Origin of the sequence: Acaryochloris sp. CCMEE 5410, assembly GCF_000238775.2 — a bacterium.
Taxonomy (GTDB): Bacteria; Cyanobacteriota; Cyanobacteriia; order Thermosynechococcales; family Thermosynechococcaceae; genus Acaryochloris.
Genome location: NZ_AFEJ02000001.1, coordinates 1140329 through 1159122, shown reverse-complemented (window position 1 = coordinate 1159122; position 18794 = coordinate 1140329). Strand labels below are relative to the sequence as shown.

Here is an 18794-nt window from a genome sequence, read left to right as displayed (position 1 = left end):
TGGGGTTTTTTAGCTGGGCTATATGAATAACGAAGGCTTACACCTTGGGGGTTCGCACCGGATAAATAGTGATGGAGACAAATTCCCCTTACGCGGTTGCTACCCTTTGCTGAAGAAGACGGCGGATGGCTGCTTTTTCGAGTAAACCGACGAGGGCACCACTTTCTTTAACGACTGCTAGGGTCTGAAGCTTTTCTCTGTCAAGCAATGCCACAATATCGAGGAGTGATTGGGTGGACTGCACCACCGGAGGCAATACGGTTTTCTGCAAGAGTTCTTTGACGGACACTTGGGGCCATTGCATCGTAGCCACAGAATTTAGATCCTCTAAGTTGACGGACCCGACGAGCTGCCCTTGCTCATCCACAACCAGAAATCTAGACACTTTACCCTGATAAGGAATCGCCTGATTGGCAAGCTGGCGGAGGGAATCATGAAGGCCAATCACAAATTCACCTTCGGTCACTACATCTGCTGCAGTGTATCGGCTCAGCTCTTCCTGAAGTTGGGAAGATTGGATGGCTCGGCCTGCATTTTGGTATAAGAACCAGCCAATCAATGCATTCCAGACACTAAGGGACAGGATACCGGATGCGATCGCAACCCCACCCACAACCTGGCCAGCACGGGCTGCGATTCTGATACCTCGATAGCGATTGCCCGTAATTTTCCAGACGGCTGCTTTGAGGACATTACCACCATCTAACGGTAGCCCTGGAATCATATTGAACAAGGCTAAAAATAGGTTAATTGTGGCGAGGAACCCAACGATGGCAGCAATTGGACCGCTCGATAGACTCATGCTTCCGTAGGAGAGGAGCGCCCACAGGAGAACGCTAACAGCAGGACCTGCGATCGCAATGGCAAACGCTCCAAAGGGCGTTTTTGATTCCTCTTCCAGACTGGCAAGGCCACCAAATAGAAACAGCGTGATGGACTTCACCTCAATCCCTTGCTGCATCGCCACTAAGCTATGACCGAGTTCATGGGCAAGTACTGAACTAAACAGCAAAATCGCCGTGCCAAGGCCCAGGAGCCAAGGTGCAATTCCCATTAGATTTGGAAACTGTGCGGCGAGGCCATTGCCATAGGTCCAAGAAAAAAATAGCAACACCAGAAACCATGATGCATTGAGATAAAAAGGGATGCCAAAGAGGCTGCCTAACCTAAAGTTACCGTTCATGAAAAGACTCCTAATCGATGGATGAGCAACCCTCCTCGAAAGGTTAACGGTAGGAATTGCTCCTTATTAGAATTGTAACGAAGTGTAAATTTATGCTTTTCCGTAGTAACCGCCCTGAATCGTTCGGTTCTCCTGTGGGGTAGTCGCCCAGCCCTTATCCAATCCAAAGCCCTCACTAGGATTGCCAGACCTGATGTGGTCAATCACTCGCTATACATTGATCTCGATGGAAGACTTTCCCTTACGCATGACTCAGGTTCTAGGGGGCAAGCTTGCAGTTTGGCTGCATTCAGTTGGGAAAACTGCGCTTCAACCTTAGACTGCTGAATTTTATCGATTGCCTCCAAAAAACTTCGTAGACTGTTGGTATTGCTATAAGGGAGGAATCCTGATGGGATACAGTCGCATTCTGGCAGCAGTAGATGCTTCATCCTTGCGATCGATTGTGTATGAGCAGGCCTTGGAAACGGCGCAACTCCACCAAGCTGAATTATTGCTTCTGCATGCGATTGAAGCGGATATCAGTCCCTCATCGGGAAATCCTCTCGATACCGGTTACCTCTCTCCATCTGTGGTGGATCTGCAGATGGCTCAGCAAGCATGGGAGGTGCAACTTGCAGAAGCAAAACAATGGTTACAAGACTTTTGCCAAGCGGCTAAACAACAGGGGGTTCAGGCAACCTTTGAAGCGGAGCTGGGAAATCCAGGGTATCAAGTTTGCGATCGCGCTCGGGATTGGCAAGCTGACTTAATCGTTGTGGGGCGACATGGCCGCACTGGCATCACAGAACTCATATTGGGAAGTGTCAGCAATCACGTCGTTCACCATGCCCCTTGTTCCGTTTTGGTGATTCAGGGAGAAGAAATGGTTGTGGATGTGTCCGGCTAATTGTAGCCTTTGGAAGTTTAAAGGTGATTCAGTAGGATTTTCCAGTGCGATAGTCAGCTGCCACCAACCTTAATGGCTGGTGGCAGACAATAGAGAAAGGTCTAACTGATGCATGACATCAACCTTATCCTAACTGGCTTGGGGTTGCTGGGGACCGGAGCCAAACAGATCGGTATCTGTCAAGCCAAAGACTACCATTGGCCATCCATCAGAGATTAGATTTAAGCCAATCAGAAGACCTAAAATCCAGGCAGAGTCAGCAGGCCAGCCCAACATAATCGAAAGACCAAATACAACGGCAAATACACCACTCCCTAGGGTCCAATACCAGCTAGACTCATCCTCTCGCATACGAATAGCCATTATGGCTTGCACAATACCTTCTACAAGAATGAAAGTACCCACAGCAAGGGTTAGGCTCAGGACCCCTTGAAGAGGATAGAACAGCAGCAATACACTAGAGCCAATGTAGCCTGCACCTAAGAGAATCTTAAAGGCTAAGCTTTTTACATTAGCGCGAGATTGATAGGCATAAATCAATTGAATAATACCGCTGCTAAAAAAGACGCCTGCAATTACGAGTTCAGTGGCTAACGTGCTGACGAAGGGCATGGCAATGGCGACAAAGCCTAGTACAACAAGCAGAGCCCCCAGGGCGATAGACCATTTCCCAAAGGTCGGCTGGCTTTTTTGAATATCTTGGTTACTCATATATGTATCCTTTCTGGTTGCGAAATATTGAAATTTTAATTCCGCGAATTAATCTGTAGTTATCATCTGTGAAATAGTGTTGAATTGAATCTACCTTGAGAGAGAAAGCTATGAAAACTTCACCTGCCCTCAGGTATAGCTAGCATTTCTACGGGAACTATTGATGTTGATATTCTTGGTTGAAAATACAGTTGATATCTCTAAGTGATTGCAGGTGCTATGCATAATAGATCCACCTTCTCAAGAAAGATTAGATGAATTAGATGAGGCCAAAATCTCTGTCTAAAGGTAGTTCTGTGACAACCTTTCTTGCTTATATTATTTATCTAGTTGCTCGATATTTATTGAGCAAAAACGCAGTTTTTTGAGAATTCTTAATGGACGTCATAGCCTACGTTTTTATCTTAGCCTGTATTATCGGCTTATTCTTTTTTGCTGTTTTCTTCCGCGAGAAACCCACCCTTGATAAAATTCAAAGCCGAAGTTTTCGTGAATCTTCTCAGTCTACTAGAAGATAAAATAGTATATTGCGCGCCATCCAAGAATAGGATGGCGCGCAATAAGATAGAAATAAAAAGATGATATGACTAATTTTGGTTGGTCCAAAAATCTGATTCAAATAATCGGTGTTTTGGGATTTTAGGTAATTAAAGTATGGTTTTGAAGTTTCTGGTAGGGAATATTTATTCCTTGATATAAATTACTCTTCTTGAGGCCAAGTGAACCTGAACGTTGTACCATGATTGATCTCAGATTCGACCTGGATACTTCCCCCTTTAGATTCGATGATCTTTTTGACAATCGATAGGCCAATTCCTGTATTTTCTGTGGCGTCTCGACTATCTAAAACCTGAAAGATTTGGAAGATCTTGTCGTAATAATCTGCAGCGATACCGGGACCGTCATCGCTCACCACAAACTCATAGAAATCGAGCTGCGTATTACCTGAAACACGAATATGCCCCTCAGATTGGTGATGATGTTTAATCGCATTGCTCAGCAGATTACTAAAGACTTGCTGTAATTGGAGGGTATCCGTTTGTAGAGTGGGCATTGGCCCCACAATCTCAACCTTAAATTCGGCAGGGGGAGCCAACGAATCGATGATGTCGGCCAGTAGGTCGCCGACCCTAACGGTTTCTATTGTGGATTGGCGGCGTCCTACCCGAGAAAATTGCAGCAGCCCATTAATCAATGCCTCCATACGATGAACCCGTTTTCGCAGCAAGTTCATCTGGTAGCGATTTTCTTCGTCTAGTTTTTCGTCGAGATCTTCTTCAATCCACTCAGAAAGATTGGCAATCGCTCGCAAAGGGGCTTTCAGGTCATGGGAAACCACATAGGTAAACTGGTCTAGCTCCTTATTGCGATCGGCTAAGGTGAGATTTGCCGTTGCCAAAATACGGTTCGTGGCAGCTAATTCATCCCCTCGGCGCAGCATTTGCTTTTCCGTTTGCCGATACAAAGACAATGCGGCGGCAAACCCCAGCAGGCTAATTACACCAGACACCCCCAATAGGGCATCATTGACAAACCTAGCTTGGCTAAGACGGGTGCGACGTTTTACCAATATTTCCTGCTCAGTATCTTTAAAGTCTTGCAGAGATTGCCGGACCGCATCCATTCGGGCTTTCCCTTGCTCCACTAAAGCCCCGAGGCGAGGGGCCTGGGGGGCAAATCGGAAATCGTTTTCAATTTGTTTCAGGGTTTTAGTCAGAATATCCAGTTCTTGCTGGATTAAAAGTTTTAGCTCGGTAATCTGTTGGCTTTGTTCTGGGTTTTCTTGAACCTGTTGAGATAATGCCCTTAGCGTTGGCTCAATTTCGGGTAATGCTTCTCGATAAGGAGCCAAAAATTTAGGATCCTCGGTAAGTCCATAGCCGCGAATGCCTGTTTCTGCATTGATCAAAGCGTTTAAGAGTTGATCGCTGGTACGCAGGACCTTCTGGGTATGGACGATTTGCCGATGGGTAAAATTTTCATTCTTGCGCGTGCCGACCCAGGCCGACATCGTGATCAGTAGACAGGTTAAAGGGATGGCTAAAATAACGGTTCCTTGGCGCGTCAGGGATAGGTTCGTCCAAAAATGTAGGATGGATTTTCCCTTGGCGGGGTTTTTGGCTTTAGAGGTTTGCTCGGCTTGTCCCATAGTGTTGCAATGTTCGATTCAGTCTCCCTGGAAACTTATTAAGTGACTAAGCCTGACCGGAGGGCTCTGACGGCAGCTTGGGTGCGGTCATCGGCGCATAGTTTGTTCAAAATACTGCGAACGTGAGTTTTGACGGTGCCGACGGAAATATATAGCTTGTCTGCGATAACGGCGTTGCTGCATCCTGCCACAATCAGTTCTAAAACTTCTAATTCGCGATCTGTTAATGGTTCTGTTTCTAAGATGGCTTGGTATTCCGGATCGGTGGATTTAATCACTGTGGTGTCAGCTTCAGCGTCTTGGGGAGTCTCTTTTGACGCTTTAGCTTGCTGCAAGACTATCCGAGCAATGTTGGGATCAATCCACGCATTACCTTCATGGGTCAGCTGAATGGCGCTGAGTAAATCCTCGACACTGACTTCCTTGAGGCTGTAGGAATCTGCGCCAGCGGCAAAGGCCGCCAGTACAGCATCTTCACTGGTATTGGCTGTCAGCATCAGCACCTTGGTGTGCAAGGTCTCATCCGCTTCCTGGACTTGTTTGAGCTGTAGGGTTACTTCAATGCCATCAATATCTGGCAAGCCAATATCCAAAATGGCAACATCGGGCTTATATTGCTGAATCATCTCCAGACCTTGGCGACCATTGGCCGCTGATCCGAGAACGTCCACGGTCCCACTGTGCTGGAGCGCGGCGGTTAGGCCCACACGGCTGAGATCATGGTCTTCGATAACAACAACCTGAATTTTAGTCATGGATTCGCCTTTTTTAACGGAAGATTGAGAGGAGCAGACAACGGACTAGGAGACCGTTAATGGTAGGTCGGACTGGGATGTTCGTTTGACTTCAATGAAGATATACCGATCGTGGCACTGATTGCTTTGGCTTGATCAACATTGTCGGCAATCGTTTGGCAAATGTCATCAATGGGTAAATCATTAGCACCTTGACCAAAGGGGTTATCTAATTCTCGTCCTACTTCTTCCAGGCCCAGCAGGATAAAGCTCACCACTGCCACCATGGGCAATGCCCATCCATGAATTTCAGGCACCCAGCGGAAGGGTAAGCCCACACAGTAAATCAGAATCAACCGTTTCAAATAAATTCGATAGGCAATGGGAAGGGGAGTGGAACGAATACGTTCACAGCTACTCAACCCTTCAATCATTTGGCCCAGAGCTTGGTCAAGATTAGAGGCTTGGTTGCTGTCGATATGGCCTTGTTGCAGAGCCTGTTGCAGGTGCATCCCAATCCAAAACGTAATTTGTAAGGGAGGATGCTGGGCGTCTGCCAAAATTTCGGCTTGCTCAGGTGTAATCAGGTCTTGCAGGGTGTCACCGATGGGTTCTGATCGCAGGTGCAGTTTTGTGGCTAGGGCAAAGGCGACCAGTAGATTGAGTAGGGTGTCTCTATCCATAGAGGGGGTGGCTTTGGTGGAAGGCCACAGTAAGGCAACCTGACGAGCAAAGTTGCGGCTGTTAACGACCAGTGTTCCCCAGGCTTTGCGGCCATCCCAAAAGCGATCGTAGGCCGTGTTGGTACGAAATACGAGCAGTAAGCCCAAGACCAGGTTGTAGACCACATTGGTGGTTAAGTCACCGATTTCTTGGAGGTAGGTGGGGTAGTCAAAATAGTCAAGACCACAGATGGCCAAGGTAAACCCGGTAAAGGCTAAAATTCGAGGCAGGATAATGCCCGCAACGGAGCCGTCGAGTCTGAAAGTGGTTGCTAGCCAATTCGCTTTAGTTGGAGTATCCATAGTGTCGTTTAGCTGGAAAGATTGAGTTCGTCGGCTTGGGTTTCAATAAACAGCCGCATGCGACGAACGTTGCGATAGTTGGCGGTCTGGGATTGCGCTTGGTAAAGGGCTGCCGCTTGGTTTAAATCTGCGATCGCGCGTTCGTATCGTTTCTGCAAATAATGAACCCAACCTCGCTGCTCCAGAATTTGTGGGTTTTGTCCAGCGGAGAGATCCACCGCTTTATTGAAGGCTTGGAGGCTATTGATATAATCCTCGACAATCAAAGCATTCCTTCCCACCGTTTGCCAGTCCTGAGCCGTTTGTAGCGTGTCAGGTAAAGGCTGACGAACGGTGGTGGGGCGTTCAAAGCTGCGGCCCGGCTCTTCAGGTGTTGCCGTTGCTATTCCAGGTAGAACGCTATTACAGACAATTACTAAACATAAGGTTGGTACAAATCTCAAAGGCATAAATAGATCGTGTCATTACTATTTTCCACCTTAGAAAATTCAGGAGCGTCATACTTCTTCTAAAAGATAGGATTATGCCCCTCTCCAAAGATAGAAATGGATAAAAATTTAAGTCATTAATGGTTCAAGATCTCTACCTTAGGGAGGATGGACAGAACTATAAGTTACGGCTAGAGGTAGAGGAGATTCTCCGTCAAATCCAATTTAATGGAACTGTCAGATTTTGCCTTAACTCATGAAATATAACCATCAGCTCTTGACCGATCCTCAGACATATGACCCTAAAACGGGTGGAATTACTTACCAGGAGGCCCTCAAAAAGTTGTCAGAACGACCTACTCAGCTCTTATCCCCATCCCAGTCCTTGTTAAGCTTAGAGTCTGTTGGACGGACTGATGTAGGGCGTGATCGCACCCATAATGAAGATTACTTTTCGATAGATCAGCAGCACTTTTGCACTCCTGATCTTCCTGATGGTGGCTATCGAGGTCTCTATATCCTTTGTGATGGCATGGGAGGCATGGCTAGAGGAGAAGTGGCAAGTGAACTGGCGACTAAAACCCTACGGAGTTATCTGAATAGCCGCTGGCAACGCCATTTACCTACTGAAATTGGCTTAGAACTGGCTATTAATACGGCCAATAAAGCAGTCTATGAACGCAACCAGAGAGAGCAGCGTGCTGGCTCGGGCCGCATGGGGACCACGGCCGTTGTGGTGATGGTAAATAATACCCACATTAGATATGTCCATGTTGGTGACAGTCGCCTGTATCGGTTGACACGGCAATATGGTTTGCAGCAATTAACCACCGATCACAATGCCTATCAGCGGGCTTTGCAGCAAGGCTATTCCCCAGAAGAAGCGCAAGCCTTTGGGCCACAACTGACCAAAGCCTTAGGACCTTGGTCTGGAGAATCGCTCCGCCCTCAGTCTCAAACCTTAGCGGTAGAAGAAGATACGGTCTTTCTCCTCTGCTCTGATGGCCTCAGCGATCACGATTTATTGGAAAACCATGCCAATAGTCATCTAATGGGAATGTTGGATTTTCGTACCGATCTTGCGACTGGGATGGATCAACTAATGGCATTGGCCAACCAGAAAAATGGTCATGACAACATTACTGCCATAGCGATTCGATTACGTCCTCACCAATAACTGCGTTTGCATGAGAGGGTCCAGAGTATCAGAGGATATTCTGAGCATAAAGAATTATTCTGTACGGGGTGATGGATTGAGAGCATTTAGTGGAGAATTTAGATCAGTGCCTTGTTGATAATATGACCTCCAATTCTCGATTTCTTCCCTCTCTTCCCCTGCCTTCGCCTACCTATGATAGTCAGCAAGAATCTAATGCTCTACCCGTTGTGGTGTGGGAAGCTGACCAGCAAGGTCACGTCAATTGGCTCAGTACCCGATGGCAAGGGCTAACGGGGCGGTTCCCCGCAGATAGTCTAGGAGAGACTTTTTGGGATTCGATAGCTGAAGCGGATCGTGAATCCAGTCGTCATCAATGGCAAGTGGCTTTTCATAAACAGCAAGCGTTTGAGATGCTGCTTAATCTCTACTTAATTGATGGCAACCTACACTCTGTCATCGTTCAAGGTGAGCCGCGTTGGGACGATCAGAATCAGCAGAGCAGTTGGATGGGAACTTTACAAATAGCTAACACCGCTATTCCCTTGCGATCTGAGTTGGACTATAGTCAAAAATTCTTGCAGGCTGTTTTAGATAACCTGTCCAATGGCATCGTTGCTTGTGATGCCCAAGGGATATTGACCCTCTTTAACCGGGCGACTCAAGAACTCCATGGACTTCCCCTGCATGCAGTTCCCCCAGAGCAGTGGGCTGACTTCTACGATTTGTATGAAGCGGATGGTAAAACCCCCCTCCCTCAGGATCACATTCCCTTATACCGAGCCTTGCAAGGAGAGTCCGTCCAAAATGCTGAGATGGTGATCAAGTCTAAGCAAGGCCCCGCCCGGACAATTTTGGCCAGTGGTGATCCAATTTACGCTCAAGATGGTCAAAAACTGGGCGCGGTGGTAGCCATGCAGGATATCACACAGTGGAAACAGGCTGAGATCGAGCTACGCGCCAGCGAGGACCGCTGGCAACTAGCCCTCCAAGGGACTGGAGATGGCCTCTTTGATTGGGATATTGTCACCAATAAAGCCTTTATGTCTCCCCGACTTAAACAGGCCCTAGGCTTTGACGACCATGAAGTTGAGAATAGTTTTGAAGGATGGCGACGGTTGGTTCATCCCAGTGATCGGGAAGATATTGCTGCTGCCCTTGAATCCCACCTACAGAACAACGGATCTCACTACCGAGCCGAATATCGGATGCGGTGTAAGGATGGCAGCTATAAGTGGATTCTGGCCCGAGGTCAGACACAATGGAGTGACGAGGGTAAGCCCCTGCGCATGATTGGGTCCCATCAAGACATCACCCTTCAGAAACAGGCGGAACAAGAACTGGCAAGGCTCAACCGAGATTTGGAATCCCGAGTAAAGGCTCGTACCGCTCAGCTAGCAGCGGCGAATCACCAGAAAGAACTGTTACTCGTCCAAGAGCAGGCCGCTCGTCAACAGGCTGAAGCCGCCAAAGCGGCCATTGAACTGTATGAACAGATCATTAATCATATCCAGCTTGGTTTTTTGGTTTGGAGCGCGCCAGATTTAGAATCAATCGAGGCGTTGCAGCTTGTGGCTGCCAACCCAGCCGCTGAAGATCTGCTAGAAATGGACCTACAGAGCAAAACGGGCGATCGGATGGGAGCCCTTTTTCCTCAGTTTGTTGAGCATAATCCCAATGTCCCCCTATCCCTTCTACAAGTGATTAAGGCTCAGCAATCTCGAAATTTAGCTCATACAGCCTTTACCCTGCCAAACGGCGAAACCAGAATTTTCTCCCTCAAGGCTTTTCCCCTCCCCGATCACTGTGTTGGGGTCGCCTTTGAGAATATTACGGCCAGAAAACGGGCCGAAGCTGCGTTAAGCCGGAGTGAGCAACGGTATCGAACCGTTGTGGATAGTGTGAAGGAAGTCATCTTTCAAACGGATACCCACGGCTGTTGGACATTCCTGAACTCGGCCTGGACTGAAATTACGGGATATACCATTGGTGAAAGTTTAGGAAAATCAATCACAAGATTTGTGTCTTCCCAAACTAAGCACCAGAAGTGGCAAGACCTATTCAACCGTTTGATGCAAGGAGAAGAAAACGTTCTCAATTATAAAATTGAGATTTTAACCAAAACCCAGGAACGACGGTGGTTGGAGATTCGGGTTGTTCCCTCTCCTGATGTGGATGGTTTTACGATGGGTACTTTCGGTACCCTAAACGATATTACCGAACTTCAACAATCAGAACTGAATCTAAAATCCCAAGCAGATCAATTGATTCAGTTAAATGCTGAATTGAGGGCGACGACTGTCCAATTGGAAAAGCGCAATCAAGAACTCGACCAGTTCTCCTATGTGACCTCCCACGATCTGAAAGCTCCCCTGCGGGCCATTGCTAATCTATCTGAGTGGGTGGAAGAAGATCTAGAAGATCGATTGACGGAAGAGACTCGTAATTATATGACCTTGCTCCGCAGTCGGGTGCTGCGGATGGAAAATTTGATCAATGGTCTGTTATCCTATTCCCGAGCAGGTCGCTTGCGGGAGGCCAGTCAAGTAGTCGATGTCCGGCAATTGGTTACTGAAGTGGTTCACTCTATTGATGTTCCTGACAGTATAGTGGTGCAGATTGATCCTACATTGCCATGTTTCGCGACTCAGGAATTACCCTTGCAACAGGTTTTTGCGAATCTGATTAGCAATGCCATCAAACATCATGATCAAGATCACGGTCGGATCGAAATTATGGCCCAAGATCGAGGTAGCTACTACCAATTCGTAGTGACAGATGATGGGCCGGGGATTGATCCTCAATATCACGAGAAAGTATTCAATATTTTCCAAACGCTAAAAGCTCGCGATAGTTTTGAAAGTACGGGGATTGGTCTGTCTATCGTCAAAAAACTGGTTGAAGCTCAGGGTGGAACGATTACGCTGCAATCTCAGGTGGGTGACGGTTCGACTTTCTTCTTTACCTGGCCAAAATGAGCTTTTGCTTAAAAAAGAATCTTGAAGAATGAGCAGAAATGATGGCAAAACGAGAATTGACATCTCTGTCTTTTTGTAGAGGTGAATCATAGTTGAAATTCTATAGTTTAGTGGAGCCTCCATAACGTATTTTTTTAGGGTGAGTTTATGTTGTGAATTGGATTGAAGGGAGATGACCGATAAAGCGATCAATATTTTACTCGTAGAGGATGATGAAGTGGACGTGATGAACGTCCAGCGAGCCTTCAAGAAGGCGATGATCACGAATCCCTTGTATATTGCGAATAATGGCTTAGAAGCCTTGTCTATGTTGCGAGGACGGGAGGGAGAAGCTCCAACAGTTCCAGCATCTCGACGCCTAGTTATGCTTGATCTCAACATGCCCAAGATGAATGGGCTGGAATTTTTGGAAGTGATTCGGAATGATCCAGCATTAAAATCGACTCCTGTGGTGGTGTTGACCACCTCAGATGAAGATCGAGATCGCATCGAGGCATACAACCATAATGTGGCGGGTTACATCCTTAAACCCGTGACCTTTTCCAAGTTTGCGGAAGTAATGGCCACCCTCAACAAATACTGGACCCTTTGCGAAATGCTCTAGGCTGATGGACGAAACCTTAAAAATCCTAGTCGTTGATGACGATGAAGTCGATCGGATGGCAGTTCGTCGGGCTTTGCTCAAAACCGCTTTAGATATTGATCTGATCGAAGCTAATGATGGTGCAACCGCCCAGTCCGCTGTGAAGTCTAGTCAGTTTGACTGTATCCTAATTGATTACTTTTTACCGGACCAGAACGGTTTAGAACTGGTTAAACATCTCCGACGCCTGGAGATTGATACCCCCTTAGTGGTGCTCACCGGACAGGGAGATGAGCAGGTAGCGGTTGAGGTGATGAAAGCGGGGGCAGCAGACTATTTATCTAAAGCCCGGATTGCACCAGCTACCCTCGCCCGAAGTGTCCAGGGTGCCATCCGCCTGCATCGGGCAGAACAGGCGGCCCACGTTGCCAATCAGCGATTAAAACAGTCGAACGATCAACTGCGCCAGCAAAATGACGAACTAGCTGAACGGCGGGCTCAGATTGAAACTCAGAACCAAGAACTCATGAAAGCCTATCGTCTTAAATCCGAGTTTATCGCCACCATCTCCCACGAGCTACGCACCCCCATGAATGCCATTATGGGTTTCTCCCAGTTGCTCCTACGCCAGTATCCCGATCCCTTGAGTGAGCAACAATTGGATATGGTCAAACGGATTTTTGACAACAGCCGTAACCTCTTGGGCATGGTCAATGAAGTGTTGGATTTCTCTAAGATTGAGGCGAATCGTCTAGAGATTCATCCCCAGGACTTTCAACTGTCAACGCTTATGCTGGCAACGGTTCAAGAACTGCAACCCCTCGCCTTAGATAAAAATCTCACCCTAGAGACCCACCTCCCAGACCCTCTGAACCCGTTGCAGATGATGACTGATCCAGAGTTTCTGCGTCGCATCTTAGTCAACCTCATTTCCAATGCCATCAAATTTACAGAGTCCGGGGGAGTCACTATCTGTGCCAACCCCCTCGATGGGGATCAGATTGAACTGTCGGTTCAAGATACTGGCATTGGGATTCCGCCAGAGTATTTAGAAACCATATTTGAACCCTTTCGCCAGGTAGATCAATCCCTGACCCGTAGCCATCCTGGCACAGGGTTGGGACTGGCAATCACCCACTCCTTGGTCAAGGCCATGCAAGGAACCATCTCAGTTACGAGTCAACCGGAAAAGTGAACAACATTTGTTGTTCACTTGCCTATTCAGGTTCAATCCGTTTCCAATGGAAGGGTAAAATCTCCTATGATTTAGAACTGAGCCATCTTGCTGGCATCAACAAGACTGACCGATCTTTTTGCAAACGTACTGTTAGTCAAGCTCATGCCACCAGCTGCCTCACCTATACAACCTTCTCGCTATATTCTGGCTGTCGATGATATGCCAGATAATTTGATGCTGCTCAAAATGATGCTGGAAAGTGCTGGCTATCGGATTGTGCTGGCAGACAGTGGCCCGGCGGCGTTGGCACAAATCCAGAAAGCCCAACCGGATTTAGTGATTTTGGATGTGATGATGCCGGGGATGAGTGGCTACGAAGTCACCCAAACCATTCGCAATGACCCTCAATTGCCCTACATTCCCATTCTGTTGATTTCTGCCCATGAGCGATCCAGTGTGGTCAAGGGTTTGGATGCCGGGGCCGATGATTTTATCCGTAAGCCTGTGGAACTAGACGAACTGCAAGCGCGGGTGCGATCGCTTCTGCGTCTCAAGCAGTCCATCGATCAGCGGGAGAACTTTATCTCTTGCCTCACCCATGATTTACGGACGCCGTTAATTGCTTGCGATCGCATGGTGGATTTGGTCCGCCAAGGGGTATTTGGAGATATCGCTCCAGCAGTAGAGGAAGCCCTAGCGGGCGTTAGCAACAGCAACCAAAATCTGCTACAGATGCTCAACACTTTGCTAGAGGTCTACTGCTATGAACTGGGAGAAAAGAAACTCAGTTTTATCTCCGTTGATATGCAGGAACTGATCACTGAGGTGGTCACAGAACTCAATCCCCTGGCCTTAGAAAAACAACTGAAGTTAACCTGCGACTGGCAGACCGAAGTGCGGGAACTGAGGTGCGATCGCATGGAGCTACGCCGGGTGATCACCAACCTCATCAACAATGCCATCAAGTTTACGGACACGGGTTCTATAACCGTATCCAGTACCTCCGATCCGAAACACCTTCTCATTGAAATTCAAGACACCGGCGTGGGGATTGCCGAAGCGGACCAAGCTCAGATTTTTGAGCGGTTTAAACAGACCCAGCATAATCGCGCTGGTCACGGCCTAGGACTGCATTTATGCCAGCAAGTGGTCCAGGCCCATGGCGGGGAATTGTCGGTGCGATCTCAACCCGGTCAAGGAAGTACCTTCACCCTTCAGCTCCCTCTTACGGTCATTTAGCGACCGGCGAACCAATAAGGCTCCTGCAACACAGATCTATACCGCTAGGCGTAGATCTATATATGCCTGAAGGTAGAACCCTTTCCCAGCTTGGGTTGATAGGGTAAGGATGAGCCTTCACACTTGCAACATTCATTCTGTACTCGACATTGCATCAAGATTATCTGGAGAATGGCCAAAGTGCAGAGGAGAAGGATTTGAAGATTTTGCTATAAGGAGCGTTTCCCATGCCCATGACAACCGACAGCAGACAAGCCTATATCGAAAAGTCAAAGCACAACTGGATCAATACGATGCTCAACTCGCAGAGATGAAAGCCAGAGCCGATCAAGTAGCTGCGAGTGCTCAAGTTGAATACCATTCCATGATGGAAGAGGCTTTAGTGAAGCGAGATGCCATGCAGGCTCAACTCACCAAACTTCACCGGTCCAGCGAGAGCGCTTGGGAAGAGATCCAAAACGGTTTAGAGAAAGCTGGGCAAGAATTACAAAAATCTTTGAAGCCGCTTTAGGGAAATTTCAGTAAAGAATTTGAGTGATCCATCCTCCGTTGCTTCTGAGAAAGTCAGCAGTGTCCCAGAATTTGTAGGTAGAAGTCAATCACGATAATGTCCGATATTCTTAAGACGATTGAGTCAAGCTTAAATGAGCTGCTAGCAAGTGCAGTCAAAATTTTCCCAGCACTGTTAACGGCTGTCATTGTTTTATTCCTAACCCGATATATGGCGCAATTGGCGCAGCGTATTGCGGGCAAAGCGGGCAAGACAGCCTTTCGGAGTCATTCAATTCAAATCCTCCTAGAGAAAACGGCCTATGTTATGACCTGGGTGATTGGTGTTGTTTTTGCAGGGGTACTGGCGTTTCCTGGCTTAGATTTAGGGGATATTATTGCCACTCTGGGTTTAGGTTCCGTCGCGATTGGTTTTGCGTTTCAAGACATTATCAAAACCTTTTTCGCAGGTATTTTATTGCTGCTACAAGAACCCTTCAGTATCAATGACCAATCATCATCGATAGCTTTGAAGGAACCGTCGAGAAAATCAATTTCCGCACCACTCAGATTCGTACATATCAGGGAGAACGGATTCTGATTCCCAATGCCAATGTGTTTACCAGTGCAGTCCAGGTGCAAACGGCTTATCCCAGTCGGCGAACGGATCTAGGGGTTGGGGTTGACTACAATACGCCTCTAGAAGATGCTGCCAGTCTTTTGCAAGGCACGATTGAGCAGTTGGATGGGGTGCTTTCTAACCCTGCACCGGAAATTGACTTGGTTGGCTTTGGGGATAGTTCGATTGACTTTATCGTTCGCTATTGGACGGAACCCCAACAAGCGAAGGTAAGACGAGTCCAGACAAAGGCGATAATCGCCATCAAGAAAGCCTTTGATAAAGCAGATATCACTATTCCTTATCCTATTCGGACGCTGTATTACTACAACCAAGATAACTACAACGATTACCTACCCAGTAACAATAACAGTAGTCATCGCTCCTTATCTAAGGTATGAGTCCTAACGCCCATAAGTTCGGCTACACAGAAACACTCCACAATTTAGTGTGGAGTGTTTTACTTATATAGACCTATACCAAAGGTGAAATTGATGGAATGGGCGATACTGGATTTGAACCAGTGACCTCTTCCGTGTGAAGGAAGCGCGCTACCCCTGTGCTAATCGCCCTTGGGTCAATCAATCTAACATAGTCATCTACCTTAGAGCAATAATTAACAACGATTGCTCCAAAGCGTAACGTTCTATATCTTTAACCTCAATAGAGTTCAGGTGTAAAAATTCTTCGGCTAGTTAAATTAAGCAGAGGTAAATTAATTTAAGTTTTTATTTAAATGTATTGGGCTATACAAAAAAGCTGATTAGCCTATAAGGAAGCGGCTTGTGATGGATTTAGCTCATGAATACTGAAATCCCTAAGAAAAATGGTTTATCGTCGGCATTTGCCCAGCGACAAGCCAACATAATGGCAAGTTTACAAAATCGTATGGATGTTGCGGCAGCCAACCACGATCAGCATTTGCTTGAACTCCTGACCCATGAACGGTTCCAGCTGGAATACCATTGGCGTGATATTTCACCTCCCCCTCATCGACCGCCAAACGCTATCCGGCTTTGGCAACACATAACCCAGACATTCATCTCACGAAGGAAACTCAGCTTAGAGCGTCGAATCACCCCTAAAGGGGAAGAATGGTGGCGTGTGGCAGATCCCCGCTCTGGTAAAACCTTTAATGCCGAATCATTAGGTGTTGCTATGCAGTGGATTGAGCAGAACCGATTAGGACATTAATCGCGGCAACAGAGCGCCGATTGTTGAAAACTTGAGGTTTGCCTTCTGTGTGAACTCAGGGCTGGCCTTCTGTATGATCAGAGGGAACAAGCAGCTGGCATCCCCATGAAAGTAGTCGTAACAGGAGCAACCGGATTTGTAGGCCAACGCCTTATTGAACGGTTGCAAGAAGAAGGCCATCAGGTCTTAGCATTGGTGAGGAGTCCCGATAAAGCGGCTAAGCTTTTTCCCTCCCAAAAATTTTCGAATGTCAACATTCAAGGTTATGAGCCTCAAGCTTCAGGGGATTGGCAAAAATCCCTCTCTGGTTGGGATGGGGTAGTCAATCTGGCTGGAGAACCCCTCGTGGGCGATCGCTGGACGACCAGCCGTAAACAAGAAATCATTAATAGTCGCGCAGTGGGTACCCAAAAGCTAGTTGAGGCCATTGCTGCTGCGGATGACCAGCCATCAGTTCTCGTAAATGCATCTGCCATTGGGTTTTATGGTACTAGTGAAACCGCTACCTTTGATGAATCAAGTAATCCTGGCGATGATTTCCTAGCAGAAGTGTGTCAATCCTGGGAGAAATCAGCGCAATCGGCCACTGACGCTGGTACACGATTAGTGATTTTTCGGATTGGTATTGTTTTGGGGGATGGTGGAGCCTTAGCCAAAATGCTGCCCCCATTTCAAATGTTTGCCGGTGGTCCCATTGGCAGTGGCAAACAGTGGTTTTCTTGGGTGCATTTAGATGACTTGGTGAACTTTATCCTAACTGCTTTGACGGATACTAGTAAATCCGGCGTTTACAATGCCACGGCCCCCAATCCGGTAAGGATGAATGGACTGTGTGAGTCCCTGGGCAAAGTGCTCAATCGCCCTTCTTGGCTGCCGGTGCCAGACATTGCTCTAGAGCTGTTGTTAGGGGAAGCGGCTCAGTTAGTTCTAGAAGGACAAAACGTACGACCAGAGAAAACTCAGGCCGATGGATTTCAATATAAATATGAGACCATTGACTCGGCCCTTAAACAGATCTTGACCTAATGGCGCTGCAACGAATTCTGTTCCTCCACCCTAATTTTCCGGCCCAGTTTCGGCATTTGGCGATGGTGTTGGCGAAGAGTCCCAAGCATCAAGTGGTGTATGGGACGGCTAGGGAGGAGGGACAGATTCAAGGAGTCCAAAAAATTTTGTACAAACCGTCACGGGAAGTCCGCCCCGAAACCCATCATTATGTCCGCCCCCTCGAAAGTGCGGTGTTGGAAGGGCAGGCGGTGTATCGAATTGCCCAGCAGCTGAGCGAGCGGGGATTTGTGCCGGATGTGGTTTATGCCCATTCTGGTTGGGGGCCGGGGTTATTTGTAAAAGATATTTTCCCGAAGGCAAAGTTCTGCTGCTTTTTTGAGTGGTACTACCATGCCCACGGTACGGATGCTGATTTTGATCCTGCCGATCCCCTTGATGCCGATGCAGAGGCCCGTATTCGGATTAAAAATGCCCCAATTTTATTGGATTTGGCGAGTTGTGATTATGGTCTGTCTCCGACTCAATGGCAACGTCAACAATTTCCGCCAGAATTTCACAGCAAGATTAAGGTTTTGCACGATGGCATTGATACGGAATATTTTCAGCCTAAACCGGGGGCCAAGCTAGTACTGCCCGACGTGAATTTGGATTTGTCGGCGGTGGATGAAATTGTCACCTATGTAGCGCGAGGCATGGAGCCCTATCGGGGGTTTCCTCAGTTTATGGAAGCCATTGCCTTATTGCAGAAACAACGACCTAATTGTCACACAGTCGTGGTCGGGGCGGATCGGGTGGCTTATGGCAAGAAGCTGCCGAATGGTAAAACTTACAAGCAACATATGCTGGAGACCTTATCCCTAGATATGTCGCGGCTGCATTTTACGGGGCGGTTGCCCTACAACCAGTATTTGCAGGTGTTACAAGCTTCTTCCGTGCATGTTTATCTCACTCGCCCCTTTGTTCTGTCTTGGTCCATGTTGGAATCCATGTCCACAGGCTGTTTACTGGTGGCTTCCGATACGGCCCCAGTGACAGAGGTGATTAAAGACGGGCAAAATGGGCTGCTAGTGGACTTTTTCTCGCCGCAACAGGTGTGCGATCGCATCCAAGAAGCCCTCGATCACCCCGATGACATGGCAAAACTCCGAGCCAATGCTCGTCAGACTATTCAGAAAACCTATGACTTGGCGAAGCTGTTGCCCCAGCACCTAGACTGGCTAACTCGCTAAGGG

At 47.6% G+C, this 18794-nt stretch carries 17 protein-coding genes, 1 tRNA gene and 1 pseudogene; 12 read left to right on the top strand and 7 right to left on the bottom strand.

From position 1 onward, the window contains the following. Positions 1 to 88: 88 nt before the first annotated feature. On the bottom strand, positions 89 to 1183 hold the full coding sequence (locus ON05_RS05120) for a site-2 protease family protein (protein WP_010480150.1): 1095 nt from the start codon (positions 1181 to 1183) through the stop codon (positions 89 to 91). A gap of 391 nt (positions 1184 to 1574) precedes the next feature. Between ON05_RS05120 and ON05_RS05115 the strand changes: the two genes are divergently transcribed. Further along, entirely contained in the window at positions 1575 to 2072 is a 498-nt protein-coding gene (locus ON05_RS05115) for a universal stress protein (protein WP_010480152.1), read from the top strand. 129 nt (positions 2073 to 2201) lie between these two features. Here ON05_RS05115 and ON05_RS05110 read toward each other — a convergent pair whose 3' ends face one another. Next, the gene (locus ON05_RS05110) at positions 2202 to 2783 is read right to left on the bottom strand and encodes an HdeD family acid-resistance protein (RefSeq protein WP_010480154.1); all 582 of its coding nucleotides are present in this window, start codon (positions 2781 to 2783) and stop codon (positions 2202 to 2204) included. Positions 2784 to 3160: 377 nt separating this feature from the next. Here ON05_RS05110 and ON05_RS05105 point away from each other — a divergent pair, with 377 nt between their 5' ends. After that, on the top strand, positions 3161 to 3301 hold the full coding sequence (locus tag ON05_RS05105) for a photosystem II reaction center protein T (RefSeq protein WP_010480156.1): 141 nt from the start codon (positions 3161 to 3163) through the stop codon (positions 3299 to 3301). Between the two features lie 182 nt (positions 3302 to 3483). On the opposite strand, the gene ON05_RS05100 is transcribed toward ON05_RS05105, so the two are convergent. From ON05_RS05100 to ON05_RS05085, 4 genes are read right to left on the bottom strand one after another with little or no spacing between them, the layout of a single operon-like run. Then, positions 3484 to 4932, bottom strand: a complete 1449-nt coding sequence (locus ON05_RS05100) for a CHASE3 domain-containing protein (protein ID WP_010480158.1) — start codon at positions 4930 to 4932, stop codon at positions 3484 to 3486. 38 nt (positions 4933 to 4970) lie between these two features. Further along, positions 4971 to 5687, bottom strand: coding sequence for a response regulator transcription factor (locus ON05_RS05095; RefSeq protein WP_010480160.1), 717 nt, complete (start codon positions 5685 to 5687; stop codon positions 4971 to 4973). A gap of 56 nt (positions 5688 to 5743) precedes the next feature. Then, positions 5744 to 6691, bottom strand: coding sequence for a bestrophin family protein (locus ON05_RS05090; protein ID WP_010480163.1), 948 nt, complete (start codon positions 6689 to 6691; stop codon positions 5744 to 5746). A gap of 8 nt (positions 6692 to 6699) precedes the next feature. Beyond that, positions 6700 to 7140 carry a tetratricopeptide repeat protein gene (locus ON05_RS05085; protein ID WP_010480165.1) on the bottom strand — a complete coding sequence of 147 codons (441 nt, stop codon included), beginning with the start codon at positions 7138 to 7140 and terminating at the stop codon, positions 6700 to 6702. A gap of 235 nt (positions 7141 to 7375) precedes the next feature. Here ON05_RS05085 and ON05_RS05080 point away from each other — a divergent pair, with 235 nt between their 5' ends. From ON05_RS05080 to ON05_RS38410, 7 genes and pseudogenes are all read left to right on the top strand, one after another. Further along, positions 7376 to 8296 carry a protein phosphatase 2C domain-containing protein gene (locus ON05_RS05080; protein WP_010480167.1) on the top strand — a complete coding sequence of 307 codons (921 nt, stop codon included), beginning with the start codon at positions 7376 to 7378 and terminating at the stop codon, positions 8294 to 8296. A gap of 122 nt (positions 8297 to 8418) precedes the next feature. Further along, on the top strand, positions 8419 to 11253 hold the full coding sequence (locus tag ON05_RS05075) for a PAS domain S-box protein (RefSeq protein ID WP_139026126.1): 2835 nt from the start codon (positions 8419 to 8421) through the stop codon (positions 11251 to 11253). Positions 11254 to 11425: 172 nt separating this feature from the next. Next, positions 11426 to 11857, top strand: a complete 432-nt coding sequence (locus ON05_RS05070) for a response regulator (protein WP_010480170.1) — start codon at positions 11426 to 11428, stop codon at positions 11855 to 11857. Between the two features lie 4 nt (positions 11858 to 11861). Then, on the top strand, positions 11862 to 13031 hold the full coding sequence (locus ON05_RS05065) for a hybrid sensor histidine kinase/response regulator (RefSeq protein ID WP_010480172.1): 1170 nt from the start codon (positions 11862 to 11864) through the stop codon (positions 13029 to 13031). A gap of 144 nt (positions 13032 to 13175) precedes the next feature. After that, positions 13176 to 14252 (top strand): hybrid sensor histidine kinase/response regulator, encoded by a 1077-nt coding sequence (locus tag ON05_RS05060; protein WP_010480176.1) that lies wholly within the window; start codon positions 13176 to 13178, stop codon positions 14250 to 14252. A gap of 109 nt (positions 14253 to 14361) precedes the next feature. Further along, positions 14362 to 14763 carry a hypothetical protein gene (locus ON05_RS05055; protein WP_262561222.1) on the top strand — a complete coding sequence of 134 codons (402 nt, stop codon included), beginning with the start codon at positions 14362 to 14364 and terminating at the stop codon, positions 14761 to 14763. 96 nt (positions 14764 to 14859) lie between these two features. After that, positions 14860 to 15761, top strand: a pseudogene (locus ON05_RS38410) (mechanosensitive ion channel family protein). Positions 15762 to 15860: 99 nt separating this feature from the next. Here the strand turns inward: ON05_RS38410 and ON05_RS05045 are convergent. Further along, a tRNA-Val gene (locus tag ON05_RS05045) sits at positions 15861 to 15932 on the bottom strand. A gap of 229 nt (positions 15933 to 16161) precedes the next feature. On the opposite strand from ON05_RS05045, the gene ON05_RS05040 reads away from it, so the two are divergent. From ON05_RS05040 to ON05_RS05030, 3 genes are all read left to right on the top strand, one after another. Beyond that, a complete protein-coding gene (locus ON05_RS05040) occupies positions 16162 to 16554 on the top strand; it encodes a hypothetical protein (RefSeq protein WP_010477667.1) in 393 nt (130 codons plus the stop codon). 105 nt (positions 16555 to 16659) lie between these two features. Further along, positions 16660 to 17580, top strand: coding sequence for a TIGR01777 family oxidoreductase (locus ON05_RS05035; protein ID WP_010477666.1), 921 nt, complete (start codon positions 16660 to 16662; stop codon positions 17578 to 17580). After that, entirely contained in the window at positions 17580 to 18791 is a 1212-nt protein-coding gene (locus ON05_RS05030) for a glycosyltransferase family 4 protein (RefSeq protein ID WP_010477665.1), read from the top strand. Before ON05_RS05035 ends, ON05_RS05030 begins: the two co-directional genes overlap by 1 nt. Positions 18792 to 18794: the final 3 nt, after the last annotated feature.

Coding starts and splice junctions, on each gene's coding strand:
- ON05_RS05120 (WP_010480150.1), bottom strand. CDS start 1,183: ATGAACGGTAACTTTAGGTTAGGCAGCCTCTTTGGCATCCCTTTTTAT.
- ON05_RS05115 (WP_010480152.1), top strand. CDS start 1,575: ATGGGATACAGTCGCATTCTGGCAGCAGTAGATGCTTCATCCTTGCGA.
- ON05_RS05110 (WP_010480154.1), bottom strand. CDS start 2,783: ATGAGTAACCAAGATATTCAAAAAAGCCAGCCGACCTTTGGGAAATGG.
- ON05_RS05105 (WP_010480156.1), top strand. CDS start 3,161: ATGGACGTCATAGCCTACGTTTTTATCTTAGCCTGTATTATCGGCTTA.
- ON05_RS05100 (WP_010480158.1), bottom strand. CDS start 4,932: ATGGGACAAGCCGAGCAAACCTCTAAAGCCAAAAACCCCGCCAAGGGA.
- ON05_RS05095 (WP_010480160.1), bottom strand. CDS start 5,687: ATGACTAAAATTCAGGTTGTTGTTATCGAAGACCATGATCTCAGCCGT.
- ON05_RS05090 (WP_010480163.1), bottom strand. CDS start 6,691: ATGGATACTCCAACTAAAGCGAATTGGCTAGCAACCACTTTCAGACTC.
- ON05_RS05085 (WP_010480165.1), bottom strand. CDS start 7,140: ATGCCTTTGAGATTTGTACCAACCTTATGTTTAGTAATTGTCTGTAAT.
- ON05_RS05080 (WP_010480167.1), top strand. CDS start 7,376: ATGAAATATAACCATCAGCTCTTGACCGATCCTCAGACATATGACCCT.
- ON05_RS05075 (WP_139026126.1), top strand. CDS start 8,419: ATGACCTCCAATTCTCGATTTCTTCCCTCTCTTCCCCTGCCTTCGCCT.
- ON05_RS05070 (WP_010480170.1), top strand. CDS start 11,426: ATGACCGATAAAGCGATCAATATTTTACTCGTAGAGGATGATGAAGTG.
- ON05_RS05065 (WP_010480172.1), top strand. CDS start 11,862: ATGGACGAAACCTTAAAAATCCTAGTCGTTGATGACGATGAAGTCGAT.
- ON05_RS05060 (WP_010480176.1), top strand. CDS start 13,176: ATGCCACCAGCTGCCTCACCTATACAACCTTCTCGCTATATTCTGGCT.
- ON05_RS05055 (WP_262561222.1), top strand. CDS start 14,362: ATGAGCCTTCACACTTGCAACATTCATTCTGTACTCGACATTGCATCA.
- ON05_RS05040 (WP_010477667.1), top strand. CDS start 16,162: ATGAATACTGAAATCCCTAAGAAAAATGGTTTATCGTCGGCATTTGCC.
- ON05_RS05035 (WP_010477666.1), top strand. CDS start 16,660: ATGAAAGTAGTCGTAACAGGAGCAACCGGATTTGTAGGCCAACGCCTT.
- ON05_RS05030 (WP_010477665.1), top strand. CDS start 17,580: ATGGCGCTGCAACGAATTCTGTTCCTCCACCCTAATTTTCCGGCCCAG.